Source organism: Lujinxingia vulgaris, from assembly GCF_007997005.1.
GTDB lineage: Bacteria > Myxococcota_A > Bradymonadia > Bradymonadales > Bradymonadaceae > Lujinxingia.
The window spans coordinates 1-15,186 of record NZ_VOSL01000120.1 but is presented as its reverse complement, the minus strand read 5'-3'; the positions used below and the strand labels follow the sequence as shown (position 1 = coordinate 15,186).

The following is a 15,186-nucleotide window of genomic DNA, read 5'->3' as shown; positions in this document are numbered from 1 at the left end:
CCAGAGCCCGGCGGCCAGCGCCGGCCAGCCGGCCAGGCGCGTGAGGCGATGGGAGCGGATGCGCTGGCCGAGCTGGCGGCGCTCGCTGCGCCCCAACGCCACCAGTGTGGCGCCGGCCTGCCAGGTCGAGAAGAGGTCGTGCAGAGACTGGCTCAGGCGCAGGTCGAAGACCTGTGAGACGCGATCGTCGGGGTCGAGATCGAGGCTGCGCGTGACCTGGTCGATATAATGCACCAGCCCCTGGTGGCTGAGGCTCAACGGTCGCGGTCGCTGCGCGCCGCCCACGTAGGTCAGAAAGGCGGGGCGGCCGGGCATCGGCGGGGCCTCAAGCTCGGCGTTGCATTGAGAGAGGGCGCGGGCGTCGACGAAGCGGTGGCGTCGATGGCGAGCGGCCAGGCCGCGCAGATCCTCGAGCTCCGGGGTGAGGATGAGCAGCGGACGGCCGCTGGCTTCCAGCAGGCCGTCGAGGCGGTCGGCGGCCTCCGCGCCCACCACCAGGGCCTCCACCCCGCTATGCGCCAGGATGGCGTTGATGCGCCGGGGGGGATCGTAAGGGTCAAGCGCCAGCAGCGTGCGGGCGCAGCCCGGGGCGGCCAGCGCGCCGGCGTAGGCGCTCAAGCTGTGCGTGGCGTACACCCCCAGAATCGGCGCCTCGCCAGGGGCGTTGGCCTTGACCTGCGCGGCGATGGCGCCGGCCAGCGCGGCCAGAGATTCGTAGGTGAAACTCTCCCCTTCAAGACGTAAAGCTGTGCGGGTGCAGTGAAGCTGTGCGGCTCGCACAAAGCCGCGAAGCAACGATGCCATGGGTCCCCCCCGGGATATCGGAAGCAGTGTGTCGTACGCTAAAAAAATTAGACGCCGGCTGCGGCGTGGAAAGGTTCTAACCCGCAGAGTTTTCGCAGTTTTTTACACCACGGACCGATTGTTGGAGATCAGCGCCATGCTCACCATTGATGTGCTCACCCACCGCGCCGAACATCTGGGAAAGTCGTTTAAAAAGCGCCTCAAACTCTTTGATCGCCAGCAGGCCGAGCTCGATGATCGTGAGCTCGATGCGGAGGGCGATGGGTCGTTGGGTAGTTCCGCTAAGTTCTCGAAAAATAAGGGGAATAAGGGAGAGAGGAAGAAAGGAAAGAAGTTAAAAGCGATGGCGCGGGAACGCGTGGATTGGGAGAGCCTGAGGCGGCAGGCGGTGGAGGTGGCCGACCTGGAGGTGACGCTCGGCGGGTGGGGCGATGGACAGGCCCGCGCGCTGGTGGTCGATGGCGAGGTGCTGGCCGCAGAGCTAAGCGTGGGGCAGGCCGTCGCGCTCAAGAAATGGCTCAAGCGTTTGCGTCAGATGTACGCGAGCGTCGGGCGAGTGACCGAGGTGGCGCGGGTGGAGGCGGTCGCCGGGGAGCTCGATGATCTCTTGGAGCGCTGGCGCAGCGAGGAGGTGCCCACGGTGCGGGTTGGCGAGGCGGTGGTGGCGTTCGTCGAACGCGGCGAGTAGCCCGAGATCGAGCCCGAGATCGAGATCGAGCCCGAGATCGAGCCCGAGTCCGAGATCGAGCCCGAAAAAGATGTGAGGCCGCTACCCCTTCCGCTCCACCAGGGGCGTTGAAAAGTGCAGCTCCATATCCCAGGGGAAACGAATCCAGGTGTCCTGGGTGACGGTGCGCACGCAGTGGTCGACCAGCGGGCGCCCCTCTGGTTTGGCGTAGACGGTGGCGAAGACGGCGCCGGGGAGCATCTCGCGTAACTTCCGGGCTGTGGCTCCCGTATCCACAAGATCGTCGACCAGGAGCATGCCCGTGCCGTCGCCGGCGGCGGGTTTGATAACCCGCAGGCTCTCGGAGCGTTCTTGCGCCTCGGTGCCCTCGTAGCTGGCGATGCAGACGGTGTCGATGAGCCGAATGTCGAGCTCGCGGGCGACGATGGCCGCCGGGATGAGGCCGCCACGGGTCACGGCGATGATGCCTTTGAAGGGGTAGGAGGCGTCCTCCATCAGCATCGCGCAGAGCTGGCGGGTGTCGCGATGCAGTTCCTCCCAGGAGACGAAGAAGTCCTGATTGTAGGCGGCGCTCATGGGCATCTCTCGGCAGCGGGTAAGGAGATTGAGAAGGTGCTGCCGGAGATCTTTAGCACTCAGCGGCCCCGGTCGACCAGCAGGGCTTCGGCGGCCTGGCGGCCGGATTGCAAACAGAGAGGCACGCCGCCGCCGGGGTGGGCGCTGCCGCTGGCGAGATAAAGGCCGTCGAGCCCCGGGGCGCGGTTGGGCGGACGCTTGAACGCGGCAAATTTTGAGTTGGAGGCCGCCCCGTAGATGCTGCCGCGGCTTCCCACAAAGGTCTTTGCGAGGTCTTCGGGGGTGCGCGTCCAGATCGGGGTGTCGTCGGCGTCGATGAGGCCGGCGCCGATGAGGCGCTCGGTGATAAAGGCGGTGTGCGCCTGCCAGTCCACGCCGGTGCTGCCGTCGGGGGCGGTGGCCGGGGCGTTGGTCATGGCGAAGATGGGTTCATAGTCCTGCCAGCCCTCGGCGCTGTGAGCCTTCTCCTGAGCGCAGAGGTAGATGGTGGGATCGCGCGGGGGGCGATCGTGATCGAAGATGTCGACGAATTCTTCCAGATACGCGCTCTGTGGGAAGAGCACGGCGTGGGCGGCGCGCTGGCTATCGGAGCGTCGTCGAGCTTTGAAGAGCGCGGTGTAGCCGGACATTGAGGGGTTTGGGTCGGGCTGCAGGCCATGTGGCGAGTCGGCGGGTAGAAGATCGGCGACGAGGTGGGCGACGTCGGCGTTGATGATGATCCGGTCGGCCTTGAGGCGTTCGCCCTGGACCCGAAGCTCAAAGCCCTCGGAGGTGGCCTCGATGCGTTCGACGGGGCTCTCAAAGGCAAAGCGCGCGCCCTTGTGTTCGGCGGCCCGGTGCAGGGCCCTGGCGAGCTGGCGCATGCCGCCTTCGACGCCGTAGCAGCCCATGCCGAGCTCCACCCAGGCGATGCAGTTGAGGGTGGCCGGGGCCTGGCGCGGATCGGAGCCGTTGTAGGTGGCGTAGCGGTAGAAAAGATCGCGCAGGTGTGGGGAGCGAATCTGCGCGTCGATGGCGCCCTTCATGGTGCGCATCGGGTCGACGGCGCGCATCTTCGCGAGCGCCGAAAGCCCGAGCTTCAAGACGCCGCCCAGCGAGGGGGCTGGTCCTATCACGAAGTTGGGGGCGGCCGCCTCCCAGATGCGGCGGCAGTAGGCCAGAAAGCGCTCAAAATCATCGGCGGCATCGCGCCCGAGTGTCGCGGCGATTGAGGCTGAGGTGTCGGCCGGGTCGACGTGCACATCGAGCGAAAGATCGCGGTAGATGTAGCGAAAGAGGTGTTCGGGATGCACCAGTTTGAGGTGATCGTCGAGGCGAAGATCGGCCGAGGCGAAGAGCTCCTCAAGAACGCCGGGCATTGTCAGAACGCTGGGGCCGGTATCGAAGCTGACGCCTTCATGGGTCGCGGTACCCACCTTGCCGCCGGGGCCGCGGAGCGCGTCGAGCACGAGCACCTCGAGGCCGGGCTGGGCGCTAAGACGCAGGGCGCTGGCGAGCCCGCCCATGCCGGCGCCCACGATGATGACGCGTTCGGTGGCGGCGCTCATCGTTGCTCCTTCGTGCGCGGTGCGGGTTGCTCGGGTTGAGCGACGCCTGCACCCGGCAGAAAACTTTTTGCCAGACGACTCACTCGCCCCTGGCGCGGGCCGGTGAAGAGGGGGAGCCATATGGAGTTCTGGCGGGCGCTCTGCATCACACGCATGCGCACCAGGGGGCGATGCACGTCGAGGTCGATGCGCGCCGGGTCGCAGACTTCGCTGATGCCGCGCGCCGATTCGCCACGCTCCAGATCGCGAGCACGTGCGGCCGAGCGAAGGTAAAAAGGTCCGCTGTCGATGCGCTGGCGGTTGTCGATGGTGATCACAGCCTCGCCGTCGCGCTCGAGCACCTGCTCGGGCCACCAGCGCAGCCCGCCGAGGTTTTTGGAGGGGCGGCGCTCACGCAGTTGAAGATCAGGAATCATGCGGGTCTCACCCTCGGCGTCGATCTCCAGCACCAGGGTCTGCGCAGGCTGAGAGGCGTCGGTAGGATGCAGCACGTAGTAGATCAGCTCCCGGGAGGGAAAGGCCAGCCGTCCCCAGGTCCACACGTCGATGCCCAGCTCGTGCATGGGGCGCTGGCCGCCGTTGCGGTCGTGGTAGACGCGGCCCTCAAAGGTCGAGGTCTGGCCGTGGGCGCGCAATGTGGCGCGGGCGCGGGCGTGGCAGAGCAGCGGCGTCCAGTCGTGGTCGGGCAGCGGGTCGATGAGGCGGTGGGCCGGGTCGGGCTTCTGGCCGGAGTGGCGCACCGCCGGCCCCTGCGCCTCAATGAGGGCGGTGGCGATCTGCCCATCGGGCATGCGCAGGTGCAGATCCAACTTCACCACGCGCTCCTCGCCACGCTGCACGCTCTCGAGCGCGCTCAACCCGAAGGTCCAGCGATCGCCCTCCTGGCCGGCGTCCCAGAAGACCTCCTCAGGGGCGAACTCCTGGAGGACGTAGAAGTCGAGCTTGCCGCCCTTAAAGCTCGCCAGGTTGAGGCTGGGGCGGTGTTTGGGGAGCTGAGGCTGGCCGCGGCGCGCGGCGTTGGCGTAGCCCGGCAAAAAAGGCAGCCCGAAGCTCCAGATGCACACAAGACCGTCGCCCTTCTCATCGATGAGATCGAGGTACCACCAGGCAAACCCGCCGGCGCTTTTGAGAAGATCGGGGTGGACGCCGCTTCCGGCCGGGGAGAGGTGCAAGAGGTTACTCATGACTGAACCCCAGGAAGTCCGCGCAGCTCGCGGTGAAGATCGGTGTTATGCGAAGGCAACCTCTCGCCAGGGCTGCCCAGGGTGCCCAGCCAGGCGACGCATCCGCGGGCGGCAAACCACAGGCGCGCCACCGGCGTGACCACCGTGCGCCCCACCATGGGGTTGGCGCCGCGGGCGCGCAGCTTCTCGCCAATGGCGTGGTAGACGCGGCTCGCGACCATGATCGCCGCGCGGGAGCGGGCCGGGATGTAGACCATGCCCGCCTCGCCACTGCGGTAATAGTGCTCGGCCAGATCGAGGAGATCGGTGACGACCTGCGCGAGGGCCTTGGTGTTGACACGCTCCTCCAGCAGGTGCTCCGGGCGGATGCCGCGGGCCTCCAGGCGGCGCGAGGGGATGTAGACGCGGCCCATGCGCGCGTCTTCGAGCACGTCGCGGCAGATGTTGGTCAGCTGCATGCCCACGCCCAGATCGATGGCGTGGGCGATGGCGCGCGGGTCGCGCACATCGAGCACCGCGCACATCATCACGCCGACGGTGCCCGCGACCCGGTAGGCATAGCGCAGCAGGTCGGCGTCGCTCTCAAAGCAGACCTCGCCAAGATCGCTCTCGACACCGTCGATCAGCTCAAAGACATAGGCCAGGTCGAGATTGCGGCGCGCGGCCATCTGCAAAAAGGCCTCGACCAGGGGGCGCGGGGGGCGCTCCCGGCGCAGCTCCTGGCGCAGGTCATGCAGCCCACGCTCGGCCGCCAGCAGCGTGATGGCCTCATCGGCCGTGTCGTCGATCAGGCGGCAGAGCGCATAGAGGTGCGCGGCGTCGCCGCGGCAGTCCACCGGCAGAAAGTGCGAGGCCAGGCGAAAGGAGCGCGACCCCACTGCCAGGATCTGCTCGTGGGCGCGCACCAGGTCGGTGGAGGTCGAGAGCTGGGAGTGGGGTGCGGCGCTCATGCGGAGGCCTTTCTCCGGGAGGAGGCAGAGGGGATGGGCAGGTGATCGGCGGGGTTTTGCGCGGGCACGATCTTCTCGAGCACCTTCGAGGAGGTCAGCACGCCGGGCAGGCCCGCGCCCGGGTGCACACCGGCGCCCACAAAGTAGAGTCCTTCAACGTCTTCGGAGCGGTTATGGTAGCGGAACCAGGCCGACTGCGTAAGGCGAGGCTCGGGGCCAAAACCGGCGCCGCTGGCCGAGCGAAGTTCTTGCTGGAAGTAGTCCGGGCTCGTCCAGAATTTGGTGGTGATATGCTCGCGAAGCCCCGGCATGTGGCGCTCTTCGAGGCTCTTGAGGATGCGCTCCATGTACTCGGGGCCCTGGGCCTCCCAGTCGATGCCGCTCTCGTTGTTGGGCACCGGGCTGAGCACGTAGAAGCAGTCGTGGCCCTCCGGCGCCAGCGAGGCGTCGGTGGCGGTGGGGCGGTGCAGGTAGAGGGAGAAGTCGTCGGCCAGGATCTTTTTGTTGAAGATATCGTCGAGAAGTCCCTTGTAGCGCGGCCCCAGCACGATGGTGTGGTGCTTGATATCCTCGTACTTTTTGTCGGTGCCGAAGAAGCCCACAAAGAGGCCCATCGACTGCTTGACGCGCTCGACGCGGCGGTCGGAGTTTTTGCTGCGGTGCTCCGGCGCGATCATCTTCTTGTAGGTCATCGAGGGGTCGGCGTTGCTGACCACAAACTGGCACGCGATGCGCTCACCCGACTCGGTGCGCACGGCTTGTGCTTTGCCATTCTCGACCTCGATCTCGGCGACCGGGGTGTTGAAGCGAACCTCCACGCCGATCTCGTCGAGCAGGCGCATCAGGCCGTCGACGATCGCGGTGGTGCCGCCTTTTGCGAAGTGCACGCCCCACTTGCGCTCCAGCCAGTGGATGAGCAGGTAGATCGAGGTCACGTTGAAGGGGTTTCCGCCGACCAGCAGGGGCTGAAAGGTGAAGACCTGCCGCAGGCGATCATCTTTGATGTACTTGGCCACCAGGCTGTAGACCGAGCGGTAGTTCTCGAGCTTCATCATGTCCGGGACCACCCGCATCATGTCCATGATGGTGTCGAAGGGCTGGTCGGCGAGCCGGGTGTAACCCACGTCGAAGATCTTTTTGGAGTGGGCGGCCAGGCGCTTGTAGCCCTCGACGTCGTCGAGGTTGAACTCGGCGATCTGCGAGAGGAGGCGGTCTTCGTCGCCGACGTAGTCGAACTCTGAGCCGTCGGTGAAGGTGATGCGGTAGAAGGGGTCGACGGGCATCATCTCGACAAAATCGTTGATGTCGCGGCCCACCAGCTCGAAGAGCTCGTCAAAAAGGTAGGGGGCGGTGATGACGGTGGGGCCGGCGTCGAAGGTGTACCCGTCGCGCTTGAACACGCTGGCGCGACCGCCGGGTTGGTCGCGGGCTTCGAGCAGGGTGACCGGGTAGCCCATGGCGCGCAGACGAATGGCCGCGGAGATGCCGCCGAAGCCCGAACCGATGATGATAACAGGAGAGGATGTGGACACGGTGATGCTCCGAGATGCAGGGGTCAAAGAGTCAATAGAGGCGACGCCCGTGGCAGCGGGAAATGCGTCAGCGTTTGGAGTGTGTGCACCGCTGAGACCTGTTCAAGTGCTTTGAACAGGTTTTGAATGACTTTTCTGGAGACGCTGAAACTGACGCATACGCGGCAGGTCCCACCAGGGGATGTCGGGGCGCTCGTGATGCTCCCAGTGGTAGCCAAAGTGGTAGCAGGTCAGAAACGAGAGCCAGGGGGCGAAGTCGTTGGAGCTTGCGCGGTGGTGATCGGCGTAGCCGCCATCCGGCGCGCGATGCGGCAGGTAGGTGCCAAAATAGAAGAGCTGCAGGGTGCTCAGGAGTGAGGGAAGCACCCAGAAGAGCAGCAGGTTGGGGAGCGCCACGCCGACGAGGTGATGCAGGACGTTGAAGACGATCGCCATGCCCACGATCTGCCCGACGCTGACATAGCCCTTTAAGAAGTTCAGGTACCAGCGCGGGGGATCGGGGTGTTCGCCATCATGAAAATCCGGGTCTTCGCTGGAAGCCGGATGGGCGTGGTGCTGATGATGGCTTTTGAGAAGTTTCTCGTAGGAGAAGAGCGCGTAGAGCAGGACCGCCAGTCGGCCGATCGCGTGATTGAGTCGAGGGTAGCGCGGCGCGACGGTGCGGTGCATCGCATCGTGAGCGGTGATGAAGAGGCCCGTGTACAGGAAGGTCTGCAGGGCCACAAGCAACATCGCAGCGACAGCGCTGGCGGGTGTGACGGCCAGCGGGAAGCGCAACGCGGCGGTGAGGAAGAGCGCCCAGAGCCCGAGGATGAGCGCCGCGCTCAGAAGTCCGCGGGCGGTGTGGTGTGTGGGCCGAGGGAGGGAGGTCATGGGGTAGAACCTCCTGGTTTTGAAGAAGAATTGAACATGGTCTGGAGGGTCTTCGGAGCGACGCGGAGGGCGTGGCGGGCCAGGTGCAGGCGCAGCGGGTTGGTGGCCTGGCCGAAGACCCGCCACATCACCGCGGCCAGCTGCGCGGGGGGAAGCGTGGCGGCCATATAGCCTCGCCAGTCGGCGTCGGGCAGCGCGAAGAAGGTCTCGAAGAAGGTGGTCAGACGCGCGGTGTTCATCTCCAGGACGGCCTCCTGGCCGAGGGCGTAGAGGGCGCGGGCGCGGCGCGCCGAGGCGGGCCACATCAGGCCCAGGGCGGCGCGGGCGATGGCGTCCGGGGGTAACTCGCGCTTGAGCGCTTCGGCCAGAAGGTCGGCCAGGGGCGCGCCCGTGCGCAGGGTGTGGGCCAGGGAGTAGCCGGTGGCCGGGTGCACAAAGCCGGCGGCCGCGCCAAAGGCGATGATCGGCGCCACGCCTTCCTGCAGAGAGGGCGGCTCACCGCCCATGGGGATGAGGCAGCGCTCGACCTCCAGGATCTCGGTGGGCAGGGCGCCGCGGGCGCTGAGGCGGGCGTTGAGGCGCGCTTCCAGCGCCTCGAAGCTCAGCGCCTGGCGGGTGACAAGGGCGGTCTCTTCGACGAAGTAGAGGTCGCCGCCCAGGTGCATGCCGTAGAGAAAGGTCGGCACCTCGTCGGCCCCGGAGGTGGGTGGGGGGCGAAAGTCCATCATGACGAAGGGGTGGCCTTCGAGTGGGTCGCGCTCAAAGCGGGCCAACCACCCCAGCGCGCTCTGCACCCCCGGCGCTTCGGGTGGCGTTGGATCTGCACCGACCGCCGCGCCGGCGCGATGCCTCAAAACCCCGCGGCCGGTGGCGTCGACGATCGCTCGTGCATCGAGGCGTCGACCTCCCTCGAAGATCAGGCGAAGTGGGGCGCCCTCGCCATCCTGCACCACCTCACGAGCCCCCTCGCCAATCAGCGTGGCGCCCGCGGTGTGTAACGCGTCGAGCAGGCGCTCTCGAAACCCCTTCGGGTCCACGCGCACGTACGCCCGCTCAAGCGGCGTGGGCCGCTCCGGATGAAGCCACACGTAGGCCTGATCGAAGGTCGCGAGCGTGGGCACCTCGATCTCCAGGCCCTCAAGCTCATCGGCCCAGACCCCGTAGGTGTTGGGCCAGGGGGCGTCGAGCTGCGGGTCGACGATCGCGAGTTTCACGCCGCGGCGCGCCAGGTGCGCGGCCAGCCAGAGGCCGGCCGGGCCGGCGCCGACAACAACAATGGGGAAGATCTGGGTCACGAGGATGCTCCGGTACGGCCGTTCAAACGTGGCGAGGAACCGGACTGAACGCCCGGGCAGAGACGAAGCATCGAAACGGATCTTTCAGGGTCAAGCTACCCCGGGCCATCGCTTTGTACGAGGGGCATTGGCAGATGATGAGCCCGGGGAGGATGCGCTGAAACGACACGAGGGCGCGGTCCTTTCGGACCGCGCCCTCGTCGGATGCAAACGCGCTAAGGTGTCGAAAATTCTTTATGAATCAGGCGCTTGCGGGGGTGTGTTGCCGGCTATTGAGACTCAGGCCTCAGCCGCCACCGGCTGGGTGATGCCGGCGATAATGGCGTTGAGGGTGGGGCTGGGGCGCATCGCGCGCGCGGCCAGCTCCTCGTTGGGGAAGTAGTACCCGCCGATGTCGACCGGCTCACCCTGCACGGCGATGAGCTCGTTGATGATGGTCTCTTCGTTGCTGGCGAGCTCTTCGGCGACCAGGCCAAAACGCTCGGCGAGCTGGGCGTCGCGCTTCTGACGGGCCAGGGCCTGCGCCCAGTAGAGGGCCAGGTAGAAGTGGGAGCCGCGGTTGTCGATCTGACCGACTTTGCGGGCCGGGCCCTTGTTGTTCATCAGGTAGTCGGTGGTGGCCTGGTCGAGAGCTTCGCCCAGGATGCGGGCGCGCTCCACGCCGAAGGTGTCGGCCAGATGCTCAAAGCTCACGCCCAGCGCGAGGAACTCACCGAGCGAGTCCCAGCGCAGGTAGTTGACCTTGTTGAACTGCTGGACGTGCTTGGGCGCCGAGCCCCCGGCGCCGGTCTCAAAGAGACCGCCGCCGGCCATCAGGGGCACGATCGAGAGCATCTTGGCGCTGGTGCCGACTTCCAGAATGGGGAAGAGGTCGGTGAGGTAGTCGCGCAGCACGTTGCCGGTCACCGAGATGGTGTCCTGGCCTTCTTTGATGCGTTCCAGGCTCACGCGGGTGGCCTGCTGCGGGGGCAGGATGCGGATGTCCAGCCCGCTTGTGTCGTGGTCTTTGAGGTAGGTGTTGACCTTGGAGATGAGGCGAGCGTCGTGGGGACGATCTTCGTCGAGCCAGAAGATCGCCGGGGCGCCGGTGGCGCGGGCGCGGGTCACCGCCAGCTTGACCCAGTCCTGGATGGGGGCGTCTTTGGTCTGGCACATCCGCCAGATGTCGCCGGGCTGCACGCGGTGCTCGGTCAGGGTGTTGCCCTCGGCGTCGAGGACGCGGACCACGCCGGCGCGGTCGATCTCAAAGGTTTTGTCGTGCGAGCCGTACTCCTCGGCTTTTTGCGCCATCAGGCCCACGTTGGGGACGCTGCCCATGGTGCGCGGGTCGAGCGCGCCGTGGGTTTTGCAAAAATCGATGACCTCCTGGTAGACCGCCGCGTAGCTGGAGTCGGGGATGACGGCCTTGGCGTCCTGCGTGTTGCCCTCGGCGTTCCACATCTGGCCGGAGGTGCGGATCATGGCGGGCATCGACGCGTCGATGATCACATCGCTGGGCACGTGCAGGTTGGTGATGCCGCGGTCGGAGTCGACCATGGCGATGTCAGGGCCCTGCTCGTAGGCCTTTTTGAGATCCTTTTCGATCTCGGCCTGCTGGTCGTCGGGCAGGGTTTTGATCTTCGCGAGAAGATCGCCCAGGCCGTTGTTCACGTCGACGCCGAGCTCCTCAAAGGTATCCTGGTGTTTGGCGAAGACGTCTTTGAAGTAGGTGCGCACGGCGTGGCCGAAGATGATGGGGTCGGAGACCTTCATCATGGTGGCCTTCATGTGCAGGCTGAAGAGCACGCCTTCTTCGTTGGCGTCGTCGACCTGGGCGTCGAGGAAGCTCAAAAGCTCCTCGCGCTGCATCACCGAGGCGTCGATGACCTCGCCGGCCTGCAGGGGAAGCGACTCTTTGAGGACGAAGGGCTGGCCGTCGTCGGCGGTCAGCACGATCTTCGCCTCGGTGGGAGCGTCGAGGGTCAGGGAGACCTCGTTGTGGCGAAAATCGCCCGCGCTCATCGTCGCGACGTGGCTTTTGGAGTCTTTGGTCCACTCGCCCATCGAGTGGGGATGCTTACGGGCGTATTCTTTGACGGCTTTGGGAGCGCGGCGATCGGAGTTGCCCTCGCGCAGCACCGGGTTCACCGCGCTGCCTTTGACGCGGTCGTAGCGGGCGCGGGCGTCTTTCTGGGCGTCGCTCTGCGGATCTTCGGGGTAGTCGGGGATGTCGTAGCCGGCGGCCTGAAGCTCGGCGATGGCCGCCTTGAGCTGCGGGATCGAGGCGCTGATATTCGGCAACTTAATGATGTTGGCCTGCGGGGTCTTCGCCAGCTCGCCGAGCTCTTTGAGGTGGTCGCCGACCTTCTGCTCCGGGGTGAGGCGGTCGGGGAAGACGGCCAGGATGCGGGCGGCCAGCGAGATGTCGCGGGTCTCGACGTTGACGCCGGCGGTGGCCGCAAACGCCTCCACGATCGGGAGGAAGGAGTAGGTGGCCAGGGCGGGAGCTTCGTCGGTTTTGGTGTAAATAATCGTCGGTTTCTGAGTCATGGCGTCACCGTGTGGGAGTATGTGGGAGCGCAAAGCGTCGAGCAAAGTCCTGTGAACCGCTGCGCCTCAGTCAAGTGCACGCAGGGGTTTTGGCAAAGATGGCGCGTCGAAGTCAACGCGCAGAGTCTGGCATGTTCATCGGGCATAACGCGTCAGGGCGCGCACTTGTGCCCGTGCGCGCCGCAAAACCCGCAAAACCCGCTGGAGGTGAGGGGGAGAGGTTTAAAAAGGCTCAGAGCGCGGGGTCGGCCTCGCGCCCGAACCAGACGTGGGCGTATTGCCCGGCGATGCCCACGCCGATGGCGCCCCAGGGGTCCGACCAGATGCCTTCGTTGAGGATCACGGCGTTGTGACCCGAGGAGTTCTGCCAGAGTCCCAGCGCGCCGGAGGGGGTCATGAACGTGGACATCGCCGAGATCTCGTAGCCGTTTCCGGGGTAGTCGGAGAGCTCGCGGGGTTTGTTCCACATGCATTGCGCCTCGGCGTGGTCGGGGGTGTAGCAGCAGGCCGTCCAGCTGCCCTGGTCCGACCAGGAGTGCAGGTTGCACTCGCCATCGGTGGTGCCGGGGTGGTCGTTGAGGTCGGCGACGTGGGCCTCGGCGACCGCCGTGAGGGAGGGCGAGAGAGGGATCTCGGGCAGGTCGTTTTCAGCGCGGTAGGCCATGATGAGCTCGTAGAGCTCAAACGCTTCGGCGGTGGTCCAGGCGGGGTGGTCGGGATCGGAGACATCGCCAGCGTCGACGTCGTCGTCGACATCTGCCGGATCGTCGGCATCGTCTGGATCGGCCGCATCGCCCGTATCCGCGGGATCTTCGGCGTCTTCGGGATCGCCAGTGTCTGCGGGATCTTCGGCATCGCCGGCATCGCGCGCGGCGTCCGGGGCGTCGGCATCGCCGGCGTCGAAGGTCAGGTCGACGTCCGCGCCGGAAGGTTCGTTGCGGCGCGGCCCATCGTCGTCGCCGCAGGCCGTGGCGAGGAGCAGGGCGCTGAGGGTAAGCGTGGTCACGAGCAGAGCGTGTGAGGTCGGGCGCGGCATCATGGATCCTCCAATCATTCTGAGCGGGGTCAACCGACGCGGAAGCCGCGCTGACCGACATCATCGTGTCTTATCTTAAAGATGCTCCGAGTATCGGGGAGGGCCAGCCGAAGTTCAACGTGGCGTCTGCGCGTTGCCTCGATTCAGGACGCCTTCAGGGGCCAGGCCTCGGCCAGAAGCTCCAGGGAGCGTACGCGCGAAGCGTGCGAGGCGGTGAAGGTGGCGATCATCAGCTCGCTGGCGCCAGTCTTCTCGGCGAAGGCCCGAAGATCGCCGCTGACGCGCTCGGCGGTGCCGATGAACTGCAGCTGGCGGTGCCCCTCAATGAGGCGGCGGTCCATGGGGGTGTAGGGGTAGGCGGCGGCTTCCTCGGGGGTGGGGAAGGGGCCGGGCTGACCTTTGCGAAGGCGCACCATCGCCAGATCCCAGGAGGTCGCCAGGCGTTGGGCCTCGTCGTCGGTGTCGGCGATGATGGCCGCGGCGGCCACGATGATGTGCGGCTCGGGAAACTGCTCCGACGGCACGAAGTTGTCGCGGTAGGCGTTGAGCGCCGGCAGAGGGTCGGTCGGGCTAAAATGGCTGGCAAAGGCGTAGCCCACGCCGAGCTGGCCGGCCATCTTTGCGCTGGCGCCGCTGGAGCCCAGGAGCCAGATGGGGGGAAGACGCACATCGTCGGGCATGACCTTGATGCGCGCGAAGGGGTGCTCTTCGGGAAGATCGCCTGCGGACATGCCGCGCAGCTCCTGAAGTTGGGAGGGAAACTGGTTGGCATCAAAGGCGCGCAGCGCGCGCAGGGTGGCCTGATCGGTGCCCGGCGCGCGGCCGATCCCTAAGTCGATGCGATCCGGGTGCAGGGCCTCCAGCGTGTGAAAGCGCTCGGCGACCTGCAGGGGCACGTGGTTCGGGAGCATGATGCCGCCGGAGCCCACACGGATGGTGGAGGTGTGCGCGGCCAGATGCGCGATGAGGATCTCGGGGGCGGAGCTTGCCACCCCCTGCATGCCGTGGTGCTCGGCGACCCAGTGGCGTGTGTAGCCGAGGGATTCGGCGAGTTGGATGAGCTCCACCGACTGGGCCAGAGCCTGGGAGGGGGTGATCTCGGAGCTTACGGTCGCCAGATCGAGGACGGAAAGGGGAATCATGAGGGCATCCTTAGAGCGCAAAGCGAAGTCTTTTCTACCGACTCCCACGAATGGGGGGCAGGCGAAGTGTGTCGTAGAGACTTGTGTCGTAGAGACTAAGGCGCGACGCAGTGCGGATCTTCCCCGGCTTGTTTGGCGGGTCATGCGCGAGAGACGTTAGCGCACTTTTGCGCCCTGCGCGTTGAGCCAACTCGCTGCCCGGTCGCGCTGGTCGCCCTGGAGCACGATGGTGTCGTCTTCGAGGGTGGCGCCGCAGCCCAGGGCGCGCTTGAGCTGGCCGACGAGGTCTTCGAGCGCATCTTTGGTCGGGGCGCCTGCGCCCGCTTTAAAGCCGCCCAGGAGGGTGACGGTTTTGCCTCCTCGCCCCTTTCGCTCCACACGCAGGTGCAGGTTTTTCTGGCGATTGAGATCGAGGGGGGCGGCGTCGGGAGCGCCTGCGTCGGGCGCTTCGGCGGTGTTTTCCGCGTCATTTGTGGGTGCTGGCGAGGCACCGAAGTGAGCGGCGAAGGGGTTATGGCCAAAGCCTTTCGCGTCGGCGTCGGGGGCGATTTTTTTCGATTTGCTGCGCTTGCCCATGAGGTCGCTCCAGGGTGGGGGGGAGGGGCATTGAGACTCTTATGGCCCGGAAAGGCGCGAAGATAAAGGGGTATATGGCAGTGCCCCGGGGATGCTCGGGTTTGGGTGGCGATGGATGAGAGGCTCGGCGTGAGGGGGAGAGGTGGGGGAGCGTGCGTGGCTGTTTCCGACATTGAGGCAGGGGGAGAGGGGTTGGCAGGCCGTGGGTCGTGACGCGCTGGCCGGCCTGACGCTCTGGGTGGTGATGGTGCCTGAGGCGATGGCTTATGCCACGATCGCCGGGGTGGCGCCGGTGGTGGGGCTTTATGCGGCGGTGGCGGCGCTGGTGGCGTATGCGGCGCTGGGGCAAGCGCCGAAGGTGGTGGTGGGGCCGATGGCGGCGACGGCGGCGTTGAGCGGGGCGATGCTGGGGGCGCTGGGGCCGGCGAACACCGCGGAGGCCGCGGCGCTGACC

Annotated in this window: 14 protein-coding genes; 2 read left to right on the top strand and 12 right to left on the bottom strand. The window is 66.4% G+C overall.

The window, feature by feature from the left end; translation table 11 throughout:
• Positions 1–804, bottom strand: an 804-nt coding sequence (locus FRC96_RS16905; protein WP_146976163.1) for an AMP-binding protein, incomplete at its 3' end; no start/stop codon positions are given.
• Between the two features lie 136 nt (positions 805–940).
• Here FRC96_RS16905 and FRC96_RS16900 point away from each other — a divergent pair.
• Complete coding sequence (locus FRC96_RS16900) at positions 941–1,492, top strand: hypothetical protein (protein WP_146976161.1); 552 nt, start codon at positions 941–943, stop codon at positions 1,490–1,492.
• A gap of 81 nt (positions 1,493–1,573) precedes the next feature.
• Here FRC96_RS16900 and gpt read toward each other — a convergent pair whose 3' ends face one another.
• The 11 genes from gpt to FRC96_RS16850 form a co-directional block, all read right to left on the bottom strand.
• Positions 1,574–2,068, bottom strand: coding sequence for a xanthine phosphoribosyltransferase (gpt, locus tag FRC96_RS16895; protein ID WP_146976160.1), 495 nt, complete (start codon positions 2,066–2,068; stop codon positions 1,574–1,576).
• A 59-nt stretch (positions 2,069–2,127) separates the two neighbouring features.
• Positions 2,128–3,615 (bottom strand): phytoene desaturase family protein, encoded by a 1,488-nt coding sequence (locus tag FRC96_RS16890; protein WP_230470374.1) that lies wholly within the window; start codon positions 3,613–3,615, stop codon positions 2,128–2,130.
• The gene (locus FRC96_RS22375; protein WP_230470373.1) at positions 3,612–4,799 is read right to left on the bottom strand and encodes a hypothetical protein; all 1,188 of its coding nucleotides are present in this window, start codon (positions 4,797–4,799) and stop codon (positions 3,612–3,614) included. Before FRC96_RS22375 ends, FRC96_RS16890 begins: the two co-directional genes overlap by 4 nt.
• Complete coding sequence (locus FRC96_RS16885; RefSeq protein ID WP_146976156.1) at positions 4,796–5,749, bottom strand: phytoene/squalene synthase family protein; 954 nt, start codon at positions 5,747–5,749, stop codon at positions 4,796–4,798. Before FRC96_RS16885 ends, FRC96_RS22375 begins: the two co-directional genes overlap by 4 nt.
• Positions 5,746–7,281: a phytoene desaturase gene (locus FRC96_RS16880; RefSeq protein ID WP_230470372.1), complete on the bottom strand. Its 1,536-nt coding sequence runs from the start codon at positions 7,279–7,281 to the stop codon at positions 5,746–5,748. The genes FRC96_RS16885 and FRC96_RS16880 overlap by 4 nt, the downstream gene beginning before the upstream one ends.
• Positions 7,282–7,383: 102 nt before the next feature.
• Positions 7,384–8,154, bottom strand: a complete 771-nt coding sequence (locus FRC96_RS16875) for a fatty acid desaturase (protein WP_146976155.1) — start codon at positions 8,152–8,154, stop codon at positions 7,384–7,386.
• Positions 8,151–9,449: a lycopene cyclase family protein gene (locus tag FRC96_RS16870; RefSeq protein WP_230470371.1), complete on the bottom strand. Its 1,299-nt coding sequence runs from the start codon at positions 9,447–9,449 to the stop codon at positions 8,151–8,153. Before FRC96_RS16870 ends, FRC96_RS16875 begins: the two co-directional genes overlap by 4 nt.
• Before the next feature lie 279 nt (positions 9,450–9,728).
• Positions 9,729–11,978, bottom strand: a complete 2,250-nt coding sequence (locus FRC96_RS16865; protein ID WP_146976152.1) for an NADP-dependent isocitrate dehydrogenase — start codon at positions 11,976–11,978, stop codon at positions 9,729–9,731.
• Between the two features lie 232 nt (positions 11,979–12,210).
• The gene (locus FRC96_RS16860; protein WP_146976150.1) at positions 12,211–13,017 is read right to left on the bottom strand and encodes a CAP domain-containing protein; all 807 of its coding nucleotides are present in this window, start codon (positions 13,015–13,017) and stop codon (positions 12,211–12,213) included.
• A 140-nt stretch (positions 13,018–13,157) separates the two neighbouring features.
• On the bottom strand, positions 13,158–14,156 hold the full coding sequence (locus tag FRC96_RS16855) for an LLM class flavin-dependent oxidoreductase (RefSeq protein WP_146976149.1): 999 nt from the start codon (positions 14,154–14,156) through the stop codon (positions 13,158–13,160).
• 156 nt (positions 14,157–14,312) lie between these two features.
• Positions 14,313–14,732, bottom strand: coding sequence for a translation initiation factor (locus tag FRC96_RS16850; protein ID WP_146976147.1), 420 nt, complete (start codon positions 14,730–14,732; stop codon positions 14,313–14,315).
• Positions 14,733–14,934: 202 nt separating this feature from the next.
• On the opposite strand from FRC96_RS16850, the gene FRC96_RS16845 reads away from it, so the two are divergent.
• Positions 14,935–15,186: SulP family inorganic anion transporter (locus FRC96_RS16845; protein ID WP_249776215.1), on the top strand; the 252-nt coding region annotated here is incomplete at its 3' end.